The sequence below is a fragment of the Streptomyces liangshanensis genome (assembly GCF_011694815.1).
Classification (GTDB): domain Bacteria; phylum Actinomycetota; class Actinomycetes; order Streptomycetales; family Streptomycetaceae; genus Streptomyces; species Streptomyces liangshanensis.
On the sequence record NZ_CP050177.1, the window covers coordinates 7,005,606 to 7,025,891 of the forward strand.

Genomic DNA, 20,286 nt, shown 5'->3' on the forward strand with positions numbered 1-20,286 from the left:
CGATCCTATGCCGGAGCGGCGTGGTGGGACGCGTCCCGTAGCGCCGGAGCGATGGTCCGGCCCAGGTGCTCCAGGGAGGAGCCGACCGCGTCTTCCGGCAGGCCACCCCAGTCGACCAGGGCTTGGAGACGATCGAACCGGATCGCTTCGTGGAGGCGGAGCGCCTTCTCGGTGATGTGCTCGGGGGTCCCGACCAGGAGGTGTCCGTGCGGTCCCAGACCGGCCTCGAACTGCTCCGGCAGTACGGTGAAGCCGCCACCATTCGGACTCTTGGGCCGCAGGAACTCCCGGTAGTAGGGGTACGTGTCACGGGCGTTCGCGGCGCTGTCCGTGGCGAAGAAGTGGACACCGAGGCCGAGGCGGAGCCGGTCGGTGGTCCCCGCCTCCTCGCCGGCGGCCCGGTAGCGCGCGGCGAGGTACGCGAGGCGTTCGGCGGGCCCGCCGATGTATCCGAGCATCATGGGCAGTCCCAGCCGTCCGGCCCGCTCGGCGCTCTCGGGAGTACCCCCGACGCCGACCCAGACCGGCAGGGGATCCTGCTGGGCGCGAGGGACGACCGCGGCGGCGTCGAGCCCGCTGCGGAAGCGTCCGCGCCAGGTGACGTGCGCGGTGCCGCGGACGCGCAGGAAGAGCTCCAGCTTCTCCTCGAACACGGCGTCGTACTTCTCCATGGGCACCCCGAACAGCCGGAACGGGTCGGGATAGGCGCTGCGGCCCACCGTGACCTCCGCGCGGCCGGCGCTGACGAGATCCAGCGTGGCGAAGTCTTCGTAGAGCCGTACCGGATCGAGGGTGCTCAGCGTGCTGACCGAACTGGTGAGCCGGATGGTCGAGGTACGGGCCGCGATCGCGGCCAGCACCACCGCGGGAGAGGAGACCGCGAAGTCGGGACTGTGGTGCTCGCCGATTCCTATGTGGTCCAGACCGAGCCGCTCGGCGGTCTCCCCGAGGACGACGAGCCGGCGGTGCCGTTCCCCGGTGGTCACGTTCCTCCCGTCGACCGTCGGGGACTGGATGTCGGTGAGGGACGCGATCCCGACGTCCGTGGCGGGGAGTGGTGCGTTCATGGGGCGTTGTCTTCCGGCGGGGTCCTCGACGGCGTGCGACGGGGAGGTCATGCGGCGGACGGGGAGACCCGGCGGACGTCTTCCTCGTCGACCGGGATCCACCCCTGCCCGAGGTCGATCTCGCCGATGTGGTGGTAGGAGTCCTGGTCGTGCCGCGTGAACGTGTCACGCAGCGGCACGGTGGCACCGGCCATCGTGATCGTCCCCTCGAAGACGAGGGTGTCGCCGCTCCAGCCCGTGGAACGCTGGCGCGCCCGGCCCCCGTTGCTGTCGAACCAGTCGGCGACGAATTCGTCCGACGCGGTGTCGTACCCCCACAGGTAGGTCGCGCGCAGCGGATTCCTGTTCTCCGGAGTGGGTCGCTCGGCGGTGCTGATCCGCAGGAAGTGCGGATCGAGCTCGCCGGAACCGACTATGTCCATGTGGATCGGCTTCTCCGGGGCGAAGGGAGTGTGGTGAAACTTTCCCGGCGCGTCCCAGGAGCCCAGGAAGAAGGAGAGTTCATCCATCCGGAAGCCCACGTCCTGACCTGCGCGTTCCTGGCTGCCGGCGGCGTTGTTGTCGGAGTCGCCCATGACGTTCCACCTCTCGTCGGCCGTGGGAGCGCGTGCGTCGCGCTCCCGGCGGGACCACGCTACCTCTAAATGGTGCGCCCGCACCAGTTAAATCGGAGCGGGCGCACCACTTGGCTGTGCGGCCTGCTCGGCGTCCGAGCACGGCGTCATCGCCTCGTGTCAGGCCGTGTTCAGCCAGAGCAGGAAACGCGCGGCCTGGTCCTTCCAGAGGCCGGGGCGGCTCATGGAGAGGTGCCCGACCGAGTCGGCGGAGGCCGGACGGATCACGACCTTCGCGTTCCGCACCTCGGCACTGTCGCGCTCCAGGATCCGCAGGCTGTCGGGGTAGAACTCGTCGTCCGCGAAGTTGAGGGCGAAGACCTTGGCCCGGATGTCTCCCAGGCGTGGTTCGGCGTCGAAGTCCGCCGACGCCTCGAAGGCGTAGAGGAGGTCGTTCGCGTCCTGGCCCGCGGTCTGCGACTTCACGGCCTGTATGTACTGGTCCGCGGCCTGGGGCGAGGTGATCTGCGCCTGGAGGTTGGGCACCCCGTTGATCATCATCTGGGCCACGTTGAACGCCACGGCCGCGGAGGGCGGCTGCTGCCGGTAGTTCCCGTTCTCGTAGGCCGGATCGGACTTGACGCCGTCGATGATCACCCGGCGCCACAGCAGGTTGCGGCCGCTGACCGGCGCCGGAAAGCACGCCACCGGCATGATCCCGTCCATCGCGTCGGGGTACGCCTCGGCCCACTGCCAGGCGTTCATGCATCCCATGGACATTCCCACCACGGCACGCAGGTGGGGGATGCCGAGCGTCTCCGTGACCAGCTTGTGCTGGAGATCGACCATGTCCTGGTACCCGTAGTGCGGGAAGCCGGCCCTCAGGCCGTCGCTGGGCTTGCTCGACCCGCCGTGCCCGACGGCGTCCGGAATGATCACGAAGTAGCGGGTGATGTCGAAGGGGGCACCCGGGGCGAAGAGGGCGTCCTGGAATTCCGGGGTCAAGAGGTTCTGGCCGGCGGCCCCCGTCCAGTGCAGGAGGAGAACCGCGTTGTCGACGGTTCCGTGCCGGTTCACGTGCGGGGTGCCGAGCAGGGCGTAGTGGAGGCGCAACCGGGCGAGCGTCTCGCCGTCGCGGAACGTGTAGTCGGTGTAAGTGACGTCTTGCTGGCGGGGGTTGACCACGGTGGTCGGTCGGTCGGAGGACAGCACGCTCAGGGATGCCTCGGCGGCGGTCCGCCGTTGAGCGGGGGCCTGCGCCGGACTCGCCGTGCGGTGAGTGACACCACTCACCGCCACGACGAGGAGGGCCAGTAGGAGGCTGGGGAGCTTCCTCATGCTTGTCGGTCCTTTCGGCGAAGAGGGCGCGGCGCGATCACACGTCGAGTCGTAGGGCCGCGTCATGATCCGCGTCCGCGCACGTCAGCGGTGGGGACGAAGTGATCAGCCGGTCATTTCGGGAACGGAGAGATCCGCCAGCTCGGAGTAGACGACGAACTTGAACGGGGCCGTCTGCTGGTGGCGTTCGACCAGCCGCAGCAGCGTCCGACGCCGGAGCTCGGCCAACGTCGCGCTGCCGGGGTGGCTTTGGAGAGCGGCGTCGGCCACCCTCAGCGCCGGCGCCAGGTCGTCCCGTTCGAGCAGCGTTTCGATCGTGTCGGTGTAGACGTCCGCCTTCCCGCCGCTGAGCAACTCCAGGACGGCGGTCCACTCCTTCGGCGAGACCGGGTCGACGCTGTCGAGATCGGGCTGCCAGTAGCCGGTGTGCTGGCGTTGGACACGCCGGACGACGTTGTCGCGCAACAGGATGTACGGAAGCACCGAGGCCGGGTGGGAGCGCAGGACGTCGGGCATGTGGTTGCGGTCGAGGATGTCGTGCACCGTACGTCCCGCGGTGATGTCGCCGCGGACGACCCGGTACAGGTCTTCCAGTGCGGGGCGCAGCCCGGCCAGCGCGACCGGGGTGAAGGCCGCGGTCAGTGGCGCGTGCCCGTGGACGAGCAGGGCGGGTCCGAGGTCGTCGAGCAGACGGAGGGTGTCGAGCAGGCCCTCGGCCGATCCTTCGGCGAAGAAGGGAGCACCCAGGTGGGGCATCAGGATGTCGCCGACGAACACGACGTCGCGTCCCGGCAGGTGGACGAGCAGCGCGTCGTCCGTCTCCCCGCCGTGCACCGGGAGCAGGCGTATGTCGACACCGCCGACCGTCAAGGACTCCGGTTCGCCGATCAGCCGGTCGGGCACGACGTCGTGCCGGTGTCCGGCGCCCGCGGGCAGGAACCTGGTCCAGGGGACGAACCCGGCGTTCTGCGCCTCGACCTCGGCGGCGAATCCGGCCTGGGCGATCACCTCGACACCGGGTCCGCGGAGTTCGTCCACGCCCCCGATGTGGTCCCAGTGGCCGTGAGTGAGGATCACGTGGCTGACGGGCAGGTCGGAGATCTCGCGCATCGCCCGAAGCGCCGCGCGTGCCTGCTCGTTCGTACCACCGGCGTCGATGACGACCAGCGAGGAGTCGGTCACGACGAACCCGATCTCGCCGAACCCGAAGCCCTGGGTGACGTGGACGCCCTCCGCCAGTTCACGGAACCGCCGCGGCGCGAACCGGAACCCGTCCCGCTCGTTGACCCAGTAGTCGGTGCTCAGCGGCGGCAGGTCCGGCTGGGCGTCGAGGCCCGCCTTCCGGCGCGCCGCCGCGGCGTCCTCGGTGCGGCCGAGCAGCTCGTACGCCCTGGCCAGCGCACGGTACGCCCCGCGCCGCGGACCGATCGGAAAGGCGTCGCCGAGGGCGAGGACGCGCTCCAGATCGGCGACGGCGTCACCGGTACGGCCGGCCTCCGGCGGCAGCTCGGCGAGCACCAGGCCGCGGAAGTAGTTCGGCAGACCGGGCAGGGCCGCGACCGCCGTGTCCAGCGTGTTCACGGCTTCCCCGATCCGGCCGGGCAGCCTCGCGCGGAACGAACCGGCCACGGCCGCGAGAAGGGGCTGGTCGGGACGCTGCCCGGCCAGTTCGTGGAAGAAGTGGTACGCCTCGCCGAATCGGCGGCTCGCCGTGAGCACGCCGGACAGCGCCAGAACGAGCTGCGGAGTCGCGTTCGGCCAACGGGCCGCCGTCATCATCGCCTCGGCGGTCAGGTTCCGGGTGATCCCCGGTGGGGAGAGGTCCGGATTCGGCGGTCGGCTCGACGGAGCGCTGGAGGAGTGGGGGGTCATGGTGTGTCTCCAGTGGGGCGGAATGACGGCTGGTCATGAGCAGGCGGGCAGGGGCCCGTGGATGCAGTGTGGTGTATATGCAACATGCGACGTCAAAAACCTGGCTCGGGCAACTGTTGCATATACATCAATCACACGTCAACCGCATTGGGGACAACGGGTTTTCAGGGCCTCGCTCACTCGCCGATGGACGATTCGGCGACGAGGCGTGACAACGTCAGCGCCGCGGAGAGCGGGCGGTGGCTTATCACGAGCGAGTCCGTAATTGCCCTCCGCGTTCCGGTGCGTGGTCACCGTGACCTTGACGGGCTGTCCCGCGACCATTCCCTCGTACTCTTCCATGCCGTAGTCGCCGGCGTAGGCGCTGAAACGATGCACCCAGTTGTCGTGGAACCCGCCGACCGTCGTCAGCCGCGCCCGTACGGCGTCACGCCCCCTGACCGCGAGGTTGCCCATCGAGCACTCAAGGGTGACGTCCTCCGCCAGGCCGTCACCGAACGAAGTCATCGCGCTGACCTTCCCTTCTCTGAGCCGTCGGCTATGCGCGGACAAGGGCTGTGGGGCCGTCCGCGACGTGGCGGACAAGACGCTTGAGCGCCACCGGGGCGTTGCTCCGGTCGACGCGGCCGGCCATTCTGCGGAACCGGGCCAGGGGCAGAGCGAACGGCGTCTGCGGGAGCAGCACGGCGATCTCCTGCGTGGTGCTCCCGACCTCGCGCCACGCGGTGAGCCTCGCCGCCGTTCCGCATATCGCGACCAGCGAGGTGAGTCTCTGGAGTGGGGTACCGGCCGCTTCCGATGTGCCGACGAGGCGTTCGAGCGCTGCTTCCCCGTGGCCGACCCGCGCCAGGATCTCCGTCTCATGGGTGGCCACCTGGCGCAGGTCGATCCACCGCGACCAGTCCGGATCGGTCTCGGCCACGGAGTCGAGTACGTTCACCTTGGCCTGGTCGATCTCCCGCAGGGCCCTGGCCCTTTCGCCGATGATCGCGTACGCCCGCGCCTTGCGGACATGTGCCATCACGTGAAGGCGGGGCGACGCGCGCGAGCTGGAGAGCACCGCGTCCGCGAGGGCGACGGCCTCGCCCACGTCGCCGGTCTCGACGGCGTGCATGGACAGCAGGTCGAGGACGAACGAGCGGAAGCCCGGCTCGCCCGCGAGCCGGGCCAGGTGCGCGGCCTTCAGCAGCGCGCGGTGTGCCTCTCCCTGACGGTCGGCGTGAAAGAGCAGCCATCCGGCGACCTGCGCGATCTCCGCCTCGGTGGCGAGATGCGGTGTGCGCACTCTGCCGGTGGTGTGCGCGTGATTCCTCCAGAGCGCGAGAGCGGCGTCCGCCACCTGCTCCGGACCGTGCCGTCGGTCATGGTCGAGGAGCTTGCCGATCGAGAGGCGGACGGCTTCCCTGTCCGGCCCCTCGTGTCCCGGCTCCCCGGCAGGGATGCGGGGCTCGCGCGGACGGGTGTCGTGCGGTGGGGTGCGGGTGTGCTGGACGGCCACGGTGTGTTCCCCTTCCGCCCCTGGGGCGACCGGCCGGCCCTGGGTCGGGCCGGGCCTCGAATTCTGGTGCACGCTTGAACCGCCGGGTGCCGACGAACCGCCCGGTGCCGGCTGACGCGTCCTAGGGCGCGTGCGGGCGGATGAGGAGCAGGGCGATGTCGTCGCGACCCTGGCCGTTACGCCATGCCTGGTCGATCAGTTCGTCCGCGACGACGTCGAGAGGACGTGAGCGCAGACCCTCGATCTGACCGGCGAGGTCGTCGATGGCCGCTCCGAGGTCGGTCCCGGGCCTTTCGACGAGGCCGTCGGTGTACAGGGTGAGCAGAGAACCCGGAGGCGTTCGGAATACGGTGGCCTCGTACGCCGATTCGGCTTCGATGCCGAGAGGAACTCCGGGTGTGGTGTCGAGGACGCCGGCGGTGCGCCCGGGCGGCGCCAGGATCAGGGGCGGGTGCCCGGCGACGGCCGCGCGGGCCGTCCCGTCCCGCAGGTCCAGCTCGGCGTAGAGGCAGCTGGCGAAGAGCCCTGGGTCGAGGCCGTGGATCAGCCGGTTGGTCCGTTTCAGAACCTCCTCCGGAGGTGCGCCCGAGGTGGCGTGCGCCTGGATGGCGGTACGGAGCTGGCCCATCAACGCGGCGGCGTTGACGTTGTGTCCCTGGACGTCCCCGATGACGGCGGCGACACGGTGGTGGTCGAGGCGGATCAGATCGTAGAAGTCACCCCCGATGTCCATTCCGGAGGTCGCCGGGAGATAGCGAGCGGTGACGCCGAGCCCGGGGATGTCCGGCAGGGTCCTGGGCAGCAGGACGGCCTGGAGCCCGCGGGCGATCTGCGACTGGGTGTCGTACAGACGAGCCCGTTCCAGTGCCTGGGCGATCATTCCGGCCAGCGACGTGAGCGCGGCGCGTTCCTCGTGCGGGAACGGGTGGGGGCGCGGGAAGCGCAGGACGCAGCAGCCGACGGTCCGGCCGGAGGCCAGGAGCGGTAGGTAGCAGACGGGTCCGAGGTCGCTGTAGAGGTCCTTCAAGTGGGGGTAGGCCCGGACCAGTTCGTCGTCGTCGGCGAAGAAGGAGGGGATGCCCGACCGGATGGCCCGGGCGCCGGCGCTGTTCACCGTCAGGGGCAGGCCGTCGAGCCGTTCGGTGAGTGCTTCCGGGAAGCCGAGGGAGCTGAGAATCCTCAGCCTTTCGTCGTCGGCGCTCACCAGGGCCAGGCCGTGGGCGTTGATGACGGGCATGATCTGGTCGGTGACGCAGCCCGTCACGTCCTTCACCCCGACCGCCTGGGTCAGGGCCGAGGACAGGTGCATCAGATGGAAGAGGGAGCCGGCACCGCTCTGTGCGCCCATCGGCGGGTCGGGTGCCCGCGGGGGTCCCGCGTCCGGGGCCGAGGCCGGTGCGACGCGGGCACTGACACCGGTCAGGTCCGGGAAGAGGCGGAAGGAGAGCCAGGTATCCGGCGGCTTGAGCGCCGTGAACGACGTCGGAAGGCGGCTGAAGAGCGCGGAGAGGTACAGGTTCTCGTAGGCCGGATCGTCCAGCCAGGGCAATGCCTCCCACAGACGGGCACCCGTCGTCGCCGGCCGTTCGCCGCCGAGCAGCACGGCCGCTTGTTCGTTGAGGTACGTGACGCGGCCGTCGAGGTCCATCGCGAACAGGCCCTCATGAAGACGCTCGACGAGATCGGCACCGGCGTGCGCCTCCGCCTCGGTCCGGCGCGCGGCCGGACGCGCGTGGGCCAGGGTGCGCAGGGGCGAGGGGTCCCTCACCGGTTCGTCCGGTATCCGGGCCTCCTGGAGAACCTCGCCCATCCGGTCGGCCGCGGAGGTGATCGCGTCGGTCTCCCGGCAGGTGAGCCGGGGAGCGCGGTTGCCCGGCCACAGGAGGAGAACCACACCCCAACAGGTCGATCCGGCCAGGAGGGGGGCGACGCACATCGACGAGTGGTACGGGAAGGCCAGCGCCGTACGGGGATAGCGGCGCGCCACCTCCGAATGGCCGCTCAGCCATATCAGCCGCCGCTCGCGCGCCGCCTCGGCGACCGGCACGGGCGCGGACATCGCCACACGGGACCAGGGCTGGGCTATGCGCCTGGACACCCCTGTCACCACCGTCATGCGAATGACGTGCTCCTGTGGCACACACTCGTACACGGCGCCGACATGGGCGCCCGTCAGCCGGACCACGTCCAGGAGCGCCCGGTCGATGTCGTGGGTGGAGCACCGCGCGACGTCGTTCCCCATCCTGTTACCCGCCATTCCTTCGCCGGAAGGGTGTGCCCGCACGCTCGGCCGACCGCCCTAGCATGATGGCATATGGTGCATATACATCAAATAAGACTACAGGCCGCTCCACCGTCGACGGGATGCCCGCGTGTACGGGTGGGAGGCGTCTCGGGAGTGCCCGTCGTGGGAGGCGAAACGTGGCCCGCTCCCGCGAAGTACGGCGCTGGGCCCTTCGGGAGTCGCTAACATAGCGATGACCAGGGGAGATGCGGTGGTTGGTGTGGTGGAGGAGCGGGACACCGGCGGCTTCGCGCGGTGGGTGCGCGTGCGGAGGGCGGAACTCTTCTACACCCAGGAGGAGCTGGCCTGCCAGGCCGGCGTCAGCGTCCGTACCGTACGGAACATGGAGGCGGGCCGCCCCGCGAGGGCGCACACGTGCAAGCTCGTCGTGCAGGCACTGACCGGAACCGGTCAGGAGGCCGGGTTACGTGCCCCGTTCGCGGCCGGTCAGCTGTTCCCCGCCCAACTCCCCTCCGCGGTCTTCCCGTTCACCGGCCGCGACGCCGTCCTCGGCACGCTCGACGAGGTGCTCGGTGACCTGTCGGACGAGACTCCGACGGCCACCGTCGCCGTGATCACCGGTGCGGCGGGTACCGGCAAGACCGCCCTCGCGTTGCACTGGGCCCACCGCGTCCGGCACCGCTTCACCGGCGGCCAGCTCCACGCCGACCTGCACGGGTACGGGAGCGGTCCCGCCGATCCCGGCGAAATCCTCGCCCGGTTCCTGAGAGCGCTCGGCGTCGGGCATTCCGCCATGCCCCGCGCCACCGCGGAGCGCGCCGCCCTCTACCGCAGCCTCATATGGAAGTTGCGACTGCTCGTCGTTCTCGACAACGCCTCGACCGTGGACCAGGTGCTCCCCCTCCTGCCGGGCACGCCCGCCTGCCGCGTGCTGGTGACCAGCAGGGACCGGCTCAGCGCTCTGGTGGCGCGGCGTGGTGCCCGGCGGCTGGAACTGGGGCCGCTGTCCGACACGGCGTCCCGGGACCTGCTGCGGGAACTGATCGGGGCGAGGGCCGACGCCGACCCGGAAGGGACCGAGGCGCTGGTACGGCGTTGCGCCGGCCTACCCCTGGCCCTGCGCGTCGCCGCGGAGAGTGCCGGGGAAACCGCGACACCGTCCCTCCCCCCAGCCGCCGACCTCTGACTCGGCCGGGTCGGACCGGCCCGCCCGCCGACCGGCCCGCCCGCCGACCGGCCCGCCCGCCGACCGGCCCGTTCGATGACCGGCCCGCTCGCCGACCGGCACGGAGCGGCCCGCCTTCGAAGGCCGCGGCGCGCACGGGCCTGACGCCGTGCCCTCGTTCGCAGCCGGCATCCTCAGACGTCGGCGTGCCGGAACGTGACACGGTCGGCCGTCTCGATCATCTGCCGGGCGAACGCGCCGGAGCCGAACGCGTCCGCGTCGACGCCGAGGGTCGTGGCCATCACGTCCGCCAGCCCGCGCACGTCGACGACCCGCCCCTCGCCGACCGTGAGGTCCGGCACGAACAACTCGGGCCCGTCGCCGTCACCCGGGGGACGCAAGTTCTTGGTGACAGTTCCCTCACCGCCGCCGGGCTCCAGCCCGAAGTGCAGCGATTCCGCACGCCGGCGCACCTCCAGCCGCCGTACGGTGCCGGTGAACAGGCAGAGCAGGATGTTGCGGGACAGCGTTTCCCGGCGCAGCACCGGGAGCGGCTCCCCGCCGAACGACTCGGCGAAGCCGGCGATCTCCAGGTCCGGGTACCCGGAGACGACGTCCGAGCGGATCAGCGCGCCGGTGACCGTCGGCAGGGCCCGCGGCAGTGCGTGCGAGGCGTCCAGCTCCGCGTCCACGGTGCCGACGCGGCCGAGGCTGTACGCGCCGTCCACCAGGCAGCGCACCCACTGCTGGTCCACGCCGAGGAACCGGATCGTCTCCACCGGCAACAGCCGTTCGTCCGGCACCAGGTAGGAGAAGGGGACCCCGCGCAGTTCCGCGAGCCCCGTGAGCCAGTCGGCGGCGCCGCTCGGCAGCGCGTCGTCGATGCCCGCGATCTCCAGCGGGTGGTCCGCCCCGGCCGCGGACAGCGTTCCCGCCCGCTTGTGCGCCTGGTCGCGTCGGCGTTTCCACTCGTACAGCGTGGTCGAGAAGTCCTTGCTCTGGAGCGCGAGCAGCCGGCCGAGCTGCCATGCCGAGGCCAGGCTGACGTCGAACATGCCCAGGCCGGGGTGGTAGCGCAGCAGTCGGTCGGCCGTCCGCACGGGCGCCGACCACAGGGCGGGAGTCTCGTCCGCCGCGACCGGCCCGGACGCGAACGGGCCCCGGTACCAGGCCACGGTCCGCCCGCCGCCGCGCAGGGTGTGCCGCACGGGGACGTACCCGCGGGCCAGGAAGGTCTCCGCGAGGGTGTCGGCGGCGGAGTCCGTGGCCGCCTCGGGGAGCCGGAACGGGCTCCAGCCCCGGGAGAGCCGCCGGACCAGCGGAGCGAAGGACCGGTCGGCGTCGACGCAGGCGAACCGCCAGCTGGCCAGCGACACCAGGCGTACCGGCGCGTCGGGCCCGCCGGACCCGAAGTCGAACGCCGGCTCGCTGTCTCCGGCCGCCGTCCGGTAGCGCCCGGCCAGGGACACCAGGTGGACCGTGCTGGTGCTGCCCGCCGGGGGCAGCCGGTTGCCGATCACGAAGGCGGTGTCGGCGTCCCCGCCGCGCCGCACGTGGGCGAGCAGCGGCAGTTCGGCGGCGCTGGGCAGCAGCCTCTCCAGCAGTGCCCGGGGCACGTCGATGACGGTCGCCCGCTCCTCGTTGCCGTTGTCCGTCACGGTGACGACCTGCGGGGCGGGCTGCTCGTCGCTCGCGAACAGCAGCAGCGCCAGCCAGGGCACCGGGGTGACACCCTCTCCTGGCGGCGGGTCGGTCGCACTGTGCTCCCAGGGGAGCGTCGGCCGGGACAGCGCGATGTGCGGCAGCGCGGTGCTGTGGTCGCCCAGGCTCCCCTCCGGCGGGAACACCGCGCGTACCAGCTCCGGTGCGAGGGTGTGCGGGTCGGCGGCGACGGTGAACCGGCGCACGGCGGTGAACTGTTGCACGGGCTCGTCCGGCGGCAGCACCGTCTGTGTCACGGTGACCGTGTACTCGTCGCCCGGCAGGGTCGGCACCAAGTGGTCCACGAACGCGACGCGTTGCGGCTCCGTGGTCGTCGTCATGCTCGCGTTCCCTCGCTCTGGGTTGTCGCCGCGACCCGTGGGGCCGCCCGGAAGTCCCCGCCGCGGAAGCCGGTCAGGTCGATGGGCACGCCTTCACCGAGCAGCGCCGCCGCGATCGCGTACCGGGCGTCCGCCGTGCCCGGTGCGGTGATGTCCGCCTCGATCAGCCCCGGGCCGTCCGGGCCGCCGGTCTCGGCGAACGGCGCCGGGGGCAGCCACCGGAAGGCGTCGTCCGCCGGGGGGACCAGCTCGGTGCCCTCCTGGAGCGCGGCCCGGGTCAGTGAGGGCGCGGGGCCCGCCGGCTCCGTGGGCGGCAGCGGCCGTACGGTGAACCCGGTGAGCAGCCCGTCCACCGTCGCGGCGGCGCCCAGGGACGGCTTGAGGCTGCCGCCCCACAACGCCGAGGGCAGGTTCTTGCGCACGGGCGCGTAGGTGAAGCGGTCCCCGGCGTCGGCGCCGTCGGACCCGGTGATCTCGATACGGTGGGTGGAGGCGACGTTGGCCTGCTTCGACAGGCCGAGCGGCGCGATGCCGAACGCCGTGGGGCCGGTCCCGGCGGGCAGCGGGACGTTCCCGCCCCGCTCGGAGTCCCGGCTCGGTACGACGCAGTCGGTCACCAGGACCAGTTCGAGGGCGTTGACGAATCCGAGATCGTTCTCGCCCGGCTCCGGGCCGGGGGAGGCGCCGCCCGCCAGGACGACGGTGACGACGTCCTTCGGCGCCGGCAGGAGCGAGGTACGGAACGCGGTCCACGAGAGGGCGTCCGGCGAGGTCCGCGCCGCGTCCGAGCCGAGGGAGACGTCGAAGGAGAACGGGCCGACGTCCACCGTCGCCAGGCCGCCGAACTCCGGCCCCCACAGGTCGACCCCGGCGTCCACCTGCACCCGTACGGTCTGGGTGCCGAAGGCCCAGAAGGTGTAGGACGCCCCGACGGAGATCCGGAACGACGCCTCGTAGTGGTAGGGCTTCCAGCCGATCAGGAAGTCCATCGAGGCGCTGAACCACGCCTTCGTGCTGCCGTCCTGGTAGGTCGCGGCGAAGCTGCCGCCCGCCATCAGTGCGGACGGCGTCAGCGCGAAGTACGCCCCGCCCTTCATCGCCAACTCCGGGGACACCTGCCAGGAGAAGCCCAGCCGTGGCACGGCGGGATAGTGCGCCGGTACCGCGTACCGGGGGTGGTAGCCGCCGACCGTGACGACGAAGTCGCCGGTGTGCGTGTCGCCGAACCACGTCCGGAACGCGAAGCCCCCGGTCAGCCGGCAGTCCCGGGACAGCAGGTACGAGTCCTCGGTGAGCTGCCCGCGGATGCCGAAGAACCCGTCCTCGGGCACCAGCGTGGCCTGGAGCGCGAGTTGTACGCGGGCGATCGGCGCCACACCCGGCGCCGAGGTCTCCGGGGCCGGGAGCTGCACGGTGGACAGGCCGAGCAGGTTCACCTCGACACGCCGGCCGAACCCGACGACGAGCAGCAGGAAGCTGTCGATCATCTGGAACGAGGTGAACCGCACTCCCACCGCGAGGAAGAAGTCGCCGGCCGACGGCGGCAGGTAGTCGCGCAGCGCCCGCAGCTTGGCGCCCACGTCCACCGAACTGGCGCCGCTGGGAGGTGACATGACCTCGGTGACCAGCGGGAAGGTGGCGATCTTGTCGATGGGCGGCGGCACCAGCCGGCGGTTGTAGCCGAACCCGGCGGCCAGCCCCCGGACGAAGAAGACCGGGGGCCCGCCGATGGGGTAGTTCAGCGCCGCGTACACGAACAGCGAGGGACCCTGTGGGAGTTGCATGTACGAGCCCAGCGCCGACAGCTGCAACTGCCCGGACCGCAGTACCGCCGCGCCGTTGTAGGAGTCGTACGTACGCCCCTCGTACTCGACGGTGTCCTTGAGGAACGCGCCCCCGATCTCCACCGTGCCCGAGCGGTACGCCACTCCGAGGCCGCGCAGTGAGAAACGCGGGCCGGAGGCGAGGTCTCCGGGGGCGATGCCCACCGACAGCCCGTCGAGGGACAGGCTGAGCCCGCCGACGGCCAGTGACGCGTCGAGGAGGAACGCGAGGACGGCGTCGGCGTCGGGCGGACGCAGCAGGGTGAAGCCGACGCGCTCGAACGTGACCGGGCCGAGCTGCTTCTGGACCGGGTACCAGGTGACGTCGTCGGCGGGGACGGCGGCGGGGGCCGCGGCGGCGGTGGTCGTCAGGGCCGCGGCGGGGGCCGGCGGCAGTGCCGGTGGCGGTGCGGCGCCGATCTCCAACCGGGTGTCCGTGTCGCCGATCCGCAGGTCCACGGTCGCCTGCGCGCCGCCCGTCGTGGGGGCGAGCGGTGGTACGGCGGCGGGCAGCAGCCCGTTGACGACGGCCACGTCGGCGGCGGTCAGGGCGCCGGAACCGTACACGAATCGCAGCCGCCGCACACTCAGCGTCGCCCCGGCGGGCAGCTTCTCGCCGATCAGCGGCAGCGAGGCGAGGTCCGCGCCGACGGCGGCCCCGAGCGCGACGGCGAACCGCCCCTGCGCGGCACCGGCCGGCCGTACGTAGGCGATCAGCGCGGACTCCAGCCCGACGGACAGGCCCTCGGGCACGGACTCGGCGGCCCCGGCCGACAGGAAACCGACCAGGTCGCGCAGTGTCAGGGTGACGGGGTCGGCCCCGGGAACGAAGGCGGCGACGAAGGTACGGCTCTCCTCGGCGCTCCGGTCGAAGGCGATCCGGAACGTCCGCGTCCCGACGGTGAGCGATCCACCGAAGGTGGCGGAGTACCCGGCGGTCCCGCCCGTGGCGCGCCGGAGGTCGATGTCGACGGTCAGTGACACGGGCGTGCCGGCGAGGTCGAGGGTGCCCGTGCAGCCGAGGGCGAAGGCCCCGGTACCGCCGCGATACTCGACGGACACGTCGGTCAGGGTCAGGTCGCGCAGCAGCTGCGGTACGTCACCGATGCCGAAGGAGGTGGCCAGGTCGTCCAGGAGGTCGCCGATGGAGAGGACCGGGCCCGGCAGGGTCCCCCCGGTGAAGACCCAGCCGTCGGACGGCCCTTCGTACGAGGCCGAGACGTACAGCTCGGCGGACGTGCCGATACCGATGACACCGGACAGCCGGCCGGTCAGCCCTTGCGTCGCCGAGTACGCGACGGAGGCGCCGAGCGACCGGATGGCCAGGGGCCCGGCGCTCCACACACCGCTCAGGCCCAGGGCCGCCGCGTAGGCGCTCACGGACGGCTGGGCGGAGAACGACGCCTCGGTGACGGCGAGGTCCGCCGGGATGCCGTCCGAGGGCAGGTCGAACGACTCCAGCACCGCCGTGATCGGCAGAGGGTCGCCCGGGTGCAGGAAGCCGCGTACGGTCAGGTCGGGCAGGCGGACGGCGACGTCGAAGCGGAGTGCCCCCAGCGTCAGTTCGGTGACGACCTCGACCGAGTCGAGGGTCAGGGCGTTCGGGTCGAAGGTGACGCGCACCGCCTCGATGGCGGCGTCGATGCCGTCGGCGTCGAACCCGAGGCCGCCCAGGCCGCCTCCGCCGGACGTCCCGCCGATCCACGCGATCAGGTCCGTGATCCCCGGGAAGGTCCCGCCGTCGCCGGGCGCGACCTCGGCGGTCCACACCCGGCCCGGGACGATGCCGACGCGGAGGTCCACCGGGGTGCCGCCGATCTCCAGGTGCCCGATCAGGGTCACCGAGAACGAACCGGCCACCATGGACGCCGCGATGTCGAGCCCGTCGAGTTCGAGGACGGACGGCACGGGGGCCCACTGTGCGGCGGGTACGCCCAGGACGAAGGCGTAACGGGGAGCGAGGACGGTGCCGGGGAAGAACGACAGGCCGAACCTGTCGGGCGCCAGGGTGGCCGCGCCGCCCAGCGCGTCGAGCCCGGCGGGCACGGGCAGGACGGACAGGGACCCGCCGAGGCCGATCGCGAGCAGGTCCGCGGCCCGTACGCCGGCCACCGCCGCGCCGGGGGTGACGTGCCAGCCCGGGAAGCCCTGCTCGGTGATCGCGGCCACGACCACGTTCACGGCCGTGCCCGCCAGGTTCATCGTGCCGGTGGCCGTCACGGTGACGACGGGGGCGGCGGTCACCGTCACGACGACCGTGGCGGGGTGGACGGTGACCCCGGTGAGGCCGGTCACCGGCCAGGTGTCGTCGGTCGTTCCGGTCAGGGTCAGCACGCCGTCGGCCAGGACCGGGCCGCCGGGGGCGGCGGTCAGGCGTACGAGCCCGCCCGGCAGGCCGCTCACCAGGTCGCGCAGGGGCTGGGGCAGCGCCGTGTCGGAGCCGGTCAGTTCCAGGGCCGCGCCGCGGCCGGTGAGGGTGTCGCGCAGTGCGGCCAGGTCGGTCACGGTCGGGCCTCCGGCTAGAAGTTCACGATATTGGTGACGGCGCCCGGTGCGGGTGCGCCGCCGGGGACGGGGGCGGCCAGCGCCTGGTCCCAGTACGAGACGGAGTACTGGCCCGCCCCGGCGGCGGCCTGGCTGGCCGCCTGGGTCACCTGGAGGCTGATGTCGCCCGCGTGCCCGCCGGGACCCCCGTTGTCCCCGGCGATCCTGCCCTTCTGCGGGTGTCCCTGCTGCGGCACGGCGGGCACCCCCGGGCCCGGGGAGTAGGGCACCTCGAGGCGGGCGTGGCGGCAGTTGGTGAGGTAGAAGGCGGCGACCGAGACGGCGGCCTGGAGACGGGCGGTGGTCTGGCCGTGCGGGTGGGGGTACAGGTTGGCGCCGCACGAGATGATCGGTGTCACCGGGGTGGCGGAGTTGAGGAACGCCTGCGGCACCAACGGGTTGCTGGTCGCCGTGCTGGCCCCGTGGTGGCCGCAGGTGTAGGCGGCGATCCTGGTCGGCGCCGGGGCCGTGGCGCCCCCGCCGGCGGCGGTCGGCAGCGGATGGGTCGTCAGTGCCGCGCCGAGCGCGTCCTCGCCGTCGTGGGGGAGGTCGCCGCACGTCATGAACGCGAAGTTGTTGAAGCGCACCACGACGCCGATGCTGGCGTTGTTGCTCGGGGTGTCGGCGTTGACCGCCGCCGAGGGGTTGGGACCTTGCCAGGCGCGTCTCCGGCCGGAGACCATCACGGCGACCGGCGCCGTCGCCGCGTTGGCGGGCGCCCCGCCGGCCCAGAGCAACTCGGTGCCCAGGGCCGGGAAGCCGTACGGCCGGGCGACGAACCCGGGCGCTGTCACCCTCGTGCCGGCGACCGTCTCGACGGCGCCGGCCAGGGCCAGGGGCCACCAGGGAGACGCGGCCGGGAGGTTGCCGATGTCGATGACCCGGGTGTTCCGGAAGAGCCCCTCGGTGCTCACCATCGGTATCTGTGCCGTTGCGCACAGCATCCAGGTCAACGCCTCCGCGGCCTTCGCCGTGATCCCGGCCTGGGGCAGCGCCAGCCACTGACCGGCGGTGACCGCCACGGCGTGCGCGTAGTTGAGCCGTTGTTGGACGGTGCGGGCCAGGGTCGCCCCCAGGGGCATACCCGTGCTGATCCATCCGTTGATGGCGTCCTCGGTCTCGTTCATGGCGAAGCCCGCCCGCACCACGTCGTTGGCCATCGGGGGGACGGAGAGGAGCATGAGATTGACGATCGAGTTGATCCTCGGCACATCGGTTGCCGGGACGCCGCGCAGGAGCGCTATGGCCGCCGCCGCGGCGGCGACGTGGAAATCACTCGTACTGGCGGCGTGCGGCACAGCCGCCGCCACGGCCGCCGCGGCGACGTAGTCCGCGAGCTGCCAGGCGTTGTCGGCGCGCAGGAGGCCGATGAGGCCGCCCAGGTGGTCCACGTCGTAGTTGGTGGAGATCATGACGTCGACGCGGTCGACCCCCGCCGCCGCGATGCCGCGCCGGATGTCGGGCGCGGACTGCTGGTGGCCGCCGTCGATCAGCAGCGTTCGTGTGGCGCCGGCGCCCGCGGCCGCGTCGGAGGCCACGACCAGGACGCTCTGTCCCTGGCCCACGTCCAGGACGTGTATGTCGAGCTGCCAGGCCATCAGGTGACCTCCCGCAGCTGCCACACACGGAAGTGCGGGATCGTCGGGTCGGTGGGACTGAGCGCGGAGGTGTAGACCGAGCGGCGGCCCGCGCCGTCGTTGATGTCGGAGGAGAACAGGTACTCGTTGCGGTCGGGGTTGAACACCTTGAGCGTCAGGGTGCCCGCGGCCAGTCTCTTCAGGATGCGGAGTTCCGCCTCGCCGATGGTGACACCACCGATGGTGAGGGCCGGGGTGACCACCTCGGCCGCGGTGACCCTGGCGGCCGACAGCCCGGAGAGCGTGTCGAGCCCGGGTTCGCCGGTCTTGAGGTGGAAGCCGTCGGCGCGGGCCTCGATGCGGTGCCGCCACCCGCCCTCGCGGGTGAAGAGGATGGTCGGGGCGCCGTTGGCCGGACCGGTGGCGCCCTGGCGGACATCGATCTGCACCGCGTCACCGGACAGGACGGTCAGCCGGGAGGACGGGGTGGTGGTGCCGATGCCGACGTGGTTGCCGAGCGGGTTCAGTGCCAGCGGGCGCTGGCCGTGGCCCTGGATCCACGTGTAGTCGCCGTGGTAGCCGAGACGCAGATTGGTTCCCGTGATCGGGCCGAGGACAAGGGTGCCCGCGCCCGCGTTGTTGCTGATGTTGCCCGGGTCGAGGATGTGCAGCCGGGCCTTGGGATCGCGGGTGCCGATGCCGACGGAGGTCTGCGAGAACAGCAGAGGGGCCTTGCGCACCGTGGCGGTGAACGACCCGTCGACGTAGTCGGGCAGGTTGACCAGGTCGACGTAGACGTTGGCCACGCCCAGCGACGGCGGTGCGATCACCCCGGTCAGCAACAGGTCGAGGCGGCCACCCGGCTCCAGTTGGGTGGAGGTCACCGGGCGCAGCCGCCACTGCACGCGCTCGCCGGGGAAGGAGCGTGCGGGCGCCTCCCACGTGCTGGAGGGCACCGGGAGCCCCAGCGCGGCGCCGTCCTTGGCGGCTCCGGTGACCAGGGCCCACTCCCGGACCTCGTTCGCCTCCTGCACCTCGAAGGAGACGACGATCGTGGTGGCGTCCGTTCCCGTACCGTCGCCGTCCGCCGCTGGGGTGGCTTCGTCCAGGCCGCGGAGACGGACGGGGACGTCGCGGGAGGTGTTGGCGATGCGCAGCCGCAGCGTGTTGGCGGTGGCGCCGTCGCTGAGGACGCTGTCGCCGTCCACGAAGTCGACGTGCAGGGGCAGTTCCTTGCGCCCGCGGTGGTTGACCAGCTCCAGGGCCTGGAGCCGGGTGCCGGTGAGTTCCTGCGGGTCGCCCAGGTAGGCGAGGCGTCGGTACGCCAGCTCGACGCGGGTGCCGCGGGTGCCGCCGCCCCCGTCGCCGTTGAGGCCGAGGAGCGTGACGGTGAGCGAGCCGCCGGGGCGGATCGAGGGCGGCTGCTCGCCGGTGAGGAGGAGGTAGATCGTGTCGGTGCCGGCGCTCATGGACCAGCCGGCGGTCTCGGTGCGGGGCACGGATCCGCCGGACAGGACGCCCGCCCTGAACCGCAGGGCGAAGTGGTGGTTGTCCGGGCCCGCCTCGCCGCCCGACGGTGTCGGTACGACCTCGTCGCGCGAGGCGTTGGTCAGCCGTACCGTCATCGGGTGGTCGCCGGGGGCGTCGTCGATGAACAGGACGGGGTGCTCGTCCTCGTTGAGCAGTTCGAACCCGATGGGGTACGTGCGTACGAACGCCGACAGCTCGGCCTCGTCCTCCGCCATGTCCAGCCGGATCTCCTCCGGCGTCAGCACACCGCCGTACACGCGTACGTGCGCGACTCGGCCGGCCAGGTGGCCGGTGCCGGACAGTCCGCGGCCCACGATCAGCGCGGGGGTGTCCTCGCCGGGGACCGGCTTGTCCGGGCGGGGTATGCGCGTGACGGGCTCGCCGCCGACGTGGACCGTCAGCTCGTCGTCGCCCGCGGTGACCGCGATGTGCTGCCACCGGCCCGGCAGGACCGTGCCCGCCGGAGCGGCGCTCGCCTCGGTGCCGTCGGGGAGCACGTGCCTCAGGCTGCCGTCGGCCCTCAGGACGAGCGCCGGGCCGGCGAACGGGAGGACGGCCAGGGTCCTGCCGTCGTTGGCCGGGGGGTCGGCGTCGACCCACAGCTCCAGTGTGTGGACGCCGGGCAGCGGCCCGGCGGCGGCGGGCAGGACCACGGCGTCCGCGTCGCCGTCCAGGGTCAGGCAGCTGCCGAACAGCTCGTCGGGCACGTTCTTCGGATCGCCCTCCGCCGCCCCGTTCAGGCGGTTGCCGGAGGAGTCGGGGACACCGGCGTTCTCGACCAACTCGTCCAGGTGCCAGTGCAGCAGCGGCCCCGCCGTCGTCATGCGAGGCTCCCTCGGGTGTCGTGACCCGCTCCGGCGGGTGCGAGTTGGGTCCGCGCCTCCTCCTGGATGCGGTCGATGAACCGGTACACCCGCGCGTACGGGAGCTGACCGAGCGCCTCCAGTACGAGGTTGGCCTCGTCGAGGGTGAGCTCCAGGGTGAGCGAGGGGGAGGGTGGGGAGACGGTGTCGGGCTGCGTCATCCTGGTC

13 protein-coding genes are annotated in these 20,286 nt (G+C 72.1%); 1 reads left to right on the plus strand and 12 read right to left on the minus strand.

The annotated features are described in order from the left end of the window. Positions 1 to 5 precede the first annotated feature (5 nt). The 7 genes from HA039_RS30425 to HA039_RS30455 all read right to left on the minus strand — a co-directional run bounded on the left by HA039_RS30425 (position 6) and on the right by HA039_RS30455 (position 8,571). A complete protein-coding gene (locus tag HA039_RS30425; protein ID WP_167034746.1) occupies positions 6 to 1,067 on the minus strand; it encodes an LLM class flavin-dependent oxidoreductase in 1,062 nt (353 codons plus the stop codon). A gap of 47 nt (positions 1,068 to 1,114) precedes the next feature. Continuing rightward, positions 1,115 to 1,642 (minus strand): hypothetical protein, encoded by a 528-nt coding sequence (locus HA039_RS30430; protein WP_243869841.1) that lies wholly within the window; start codon positions 1,640 to 1,642, stop codon positions 1,115 to 1,117. 159 nt (positions 1,643 to 1,801) lie between these two features. Further along, entirely contained in the window at positions 1,802 to 2,959 is a 1,158-nt protein-coding gene (locus tag HA039_RS30435) for an alpha/beta fold hydrolase (protein ID WP_167034748.1), read from the minus strand. Between the two features lie 105 nt (positions 2,960 to 3,064). Beyond that, positions 3,065 to 4,831 (minus strand): MBL fold metallo-hydrolase, encoded by a 1,767-nt coding sequence (locus HA039_RS30440; protein ID WP_167034750.1) that lies wholly within the window; start codon positions 4,829 to 4,831, stop codon positions 3,065 to 3,067. Between the two features lie 138 nt (positions 4,832 to 4,969). Next, on the minus strand, positions 4,970 to 5,338 hold the full coding sequence (locus HA039_RS30445) for a hypothetical protein (RefSeq protein ID WP_167034752.1): 369 nt from the start codon (positions 5,336 to 5,338) through the stop codon (positions 4,970 to 4,972). Between the two features lie 31 nt (positions 5,339 to 5,369). Further along, on the minus strand, positions 5,370 to 6,401 hold the full coding sequence (locus HA039_RS30450; protein WP_481906682.1) for an NsdA family TPR-like regulatory protein: 1,032 nt from the start codon (positions 6,399 to 6,401) through the stop codon (positions 5,370 to 5,372). A gap of 49 nt (positions 6,402 to 6,450) precedes the next feature. Further along, on the minus strand, positions 6,451 to 8,571 hold the full coding sequence (locus tag HA039_RS30455; RefSeq protein ID WP_167034756.1) for a PP2C family protein-serine/threonine phosphatase: 2,121 nt from the start codon (positions 8,569 to 8,571) through the stop codon (positions 6,451 to 6,453). Positions 8,572 to 8,806: 235 nt separating this feature from the next. Between HA039_RS30455 and HA039_RS30460 the strand changes: the two genes are divergently transcribed. Then, positions 8,807 to 9,760, plus strand: coding sequence for an NB-ARC domain-containing protein (locus tag HA039_RS30460; RefSeq protein WP_167034758.1), 954 nt, complete (start codon positions 8,807 to 8,809; stop codon positions 9,758 to 9,760). 173 nt (positions 9,761 to 9,933) lie between these two features. Here HA039_RS30460 and HA039_RS30465 read toward each other — a convergent pair whose 3' ends face one another. From HA039_RS30465 to HA039_RS30485, 5 genes are read right to left on the minus strand one after another with little or no spacing between them, the layout of a single operon-like run. Then, the gene (locus HA039_RS30465; protein WP_167034760.1) at positions 9,934 to 11,781 is read right to left on the minus strand and encodes a hypothetical protein; all 1,848 of its coding nucleotides are present in this window, start codon (positions 11,779 to 11,781) and stop codon (positions 9,934 to 9,936) included. Then, a complete protein-coding gene (locus tag HA039_RS30470; RefSeq protein WP_167034763.1) occupies positions 11,778 to 16,109 on the minus strand; it encodes a DUF6603 domain-containing protein in 4,332 nt (1,443 codons plus the stop codon). Before HA039_RS30470 ends, HA039_RS30465 begins: the two co-directional genes overlap by 4 nt. A gap of 14 nt (positions 16,110 to 16,123) precedes the next feature. Then, positions 16,124 to 17,746, minus strand: coding sequence for a ComEC/Rec2 family competence protein (locus tag HA039_RS30475; RefSeq protein WP_167034765.1), 1,623 nt, complete (start codon positions 17,744 to 17,746; stop codon positions 16,124 to 16,126). After that, positions 17,746 to 20,079 (minus strand): LamG domain-containing protein, encoded by a 2,334-nt coding sequence (locus HA039_RS30480; protein WP_167034767.1) that lies wholly within the window; start codon positions 20,077 to 20,079, stop codon positions 17,746 to 17,748. The genes HA039_RS30475 and HA039_RS30480 overlap by 1 nt, the downstream gene beginning before the upstream one ends. Beyond that, complete coding sequence (locus HA039_RS30485; RefSeq protein ID WP_167034769.1) at positions 20,076 to 20,279, minus strand: hypothetical protein; 204 nt, start codon at positions 20,277 to 20,279, stop codon at positions 20,076 to 20,078. Before HA039_RS30485 ends, HA039_RS30480 begins: the two co-directional genes overlap by 4 nt. Positions 20,280 to 20,286 lie beyond the last annotated feature (7 nt).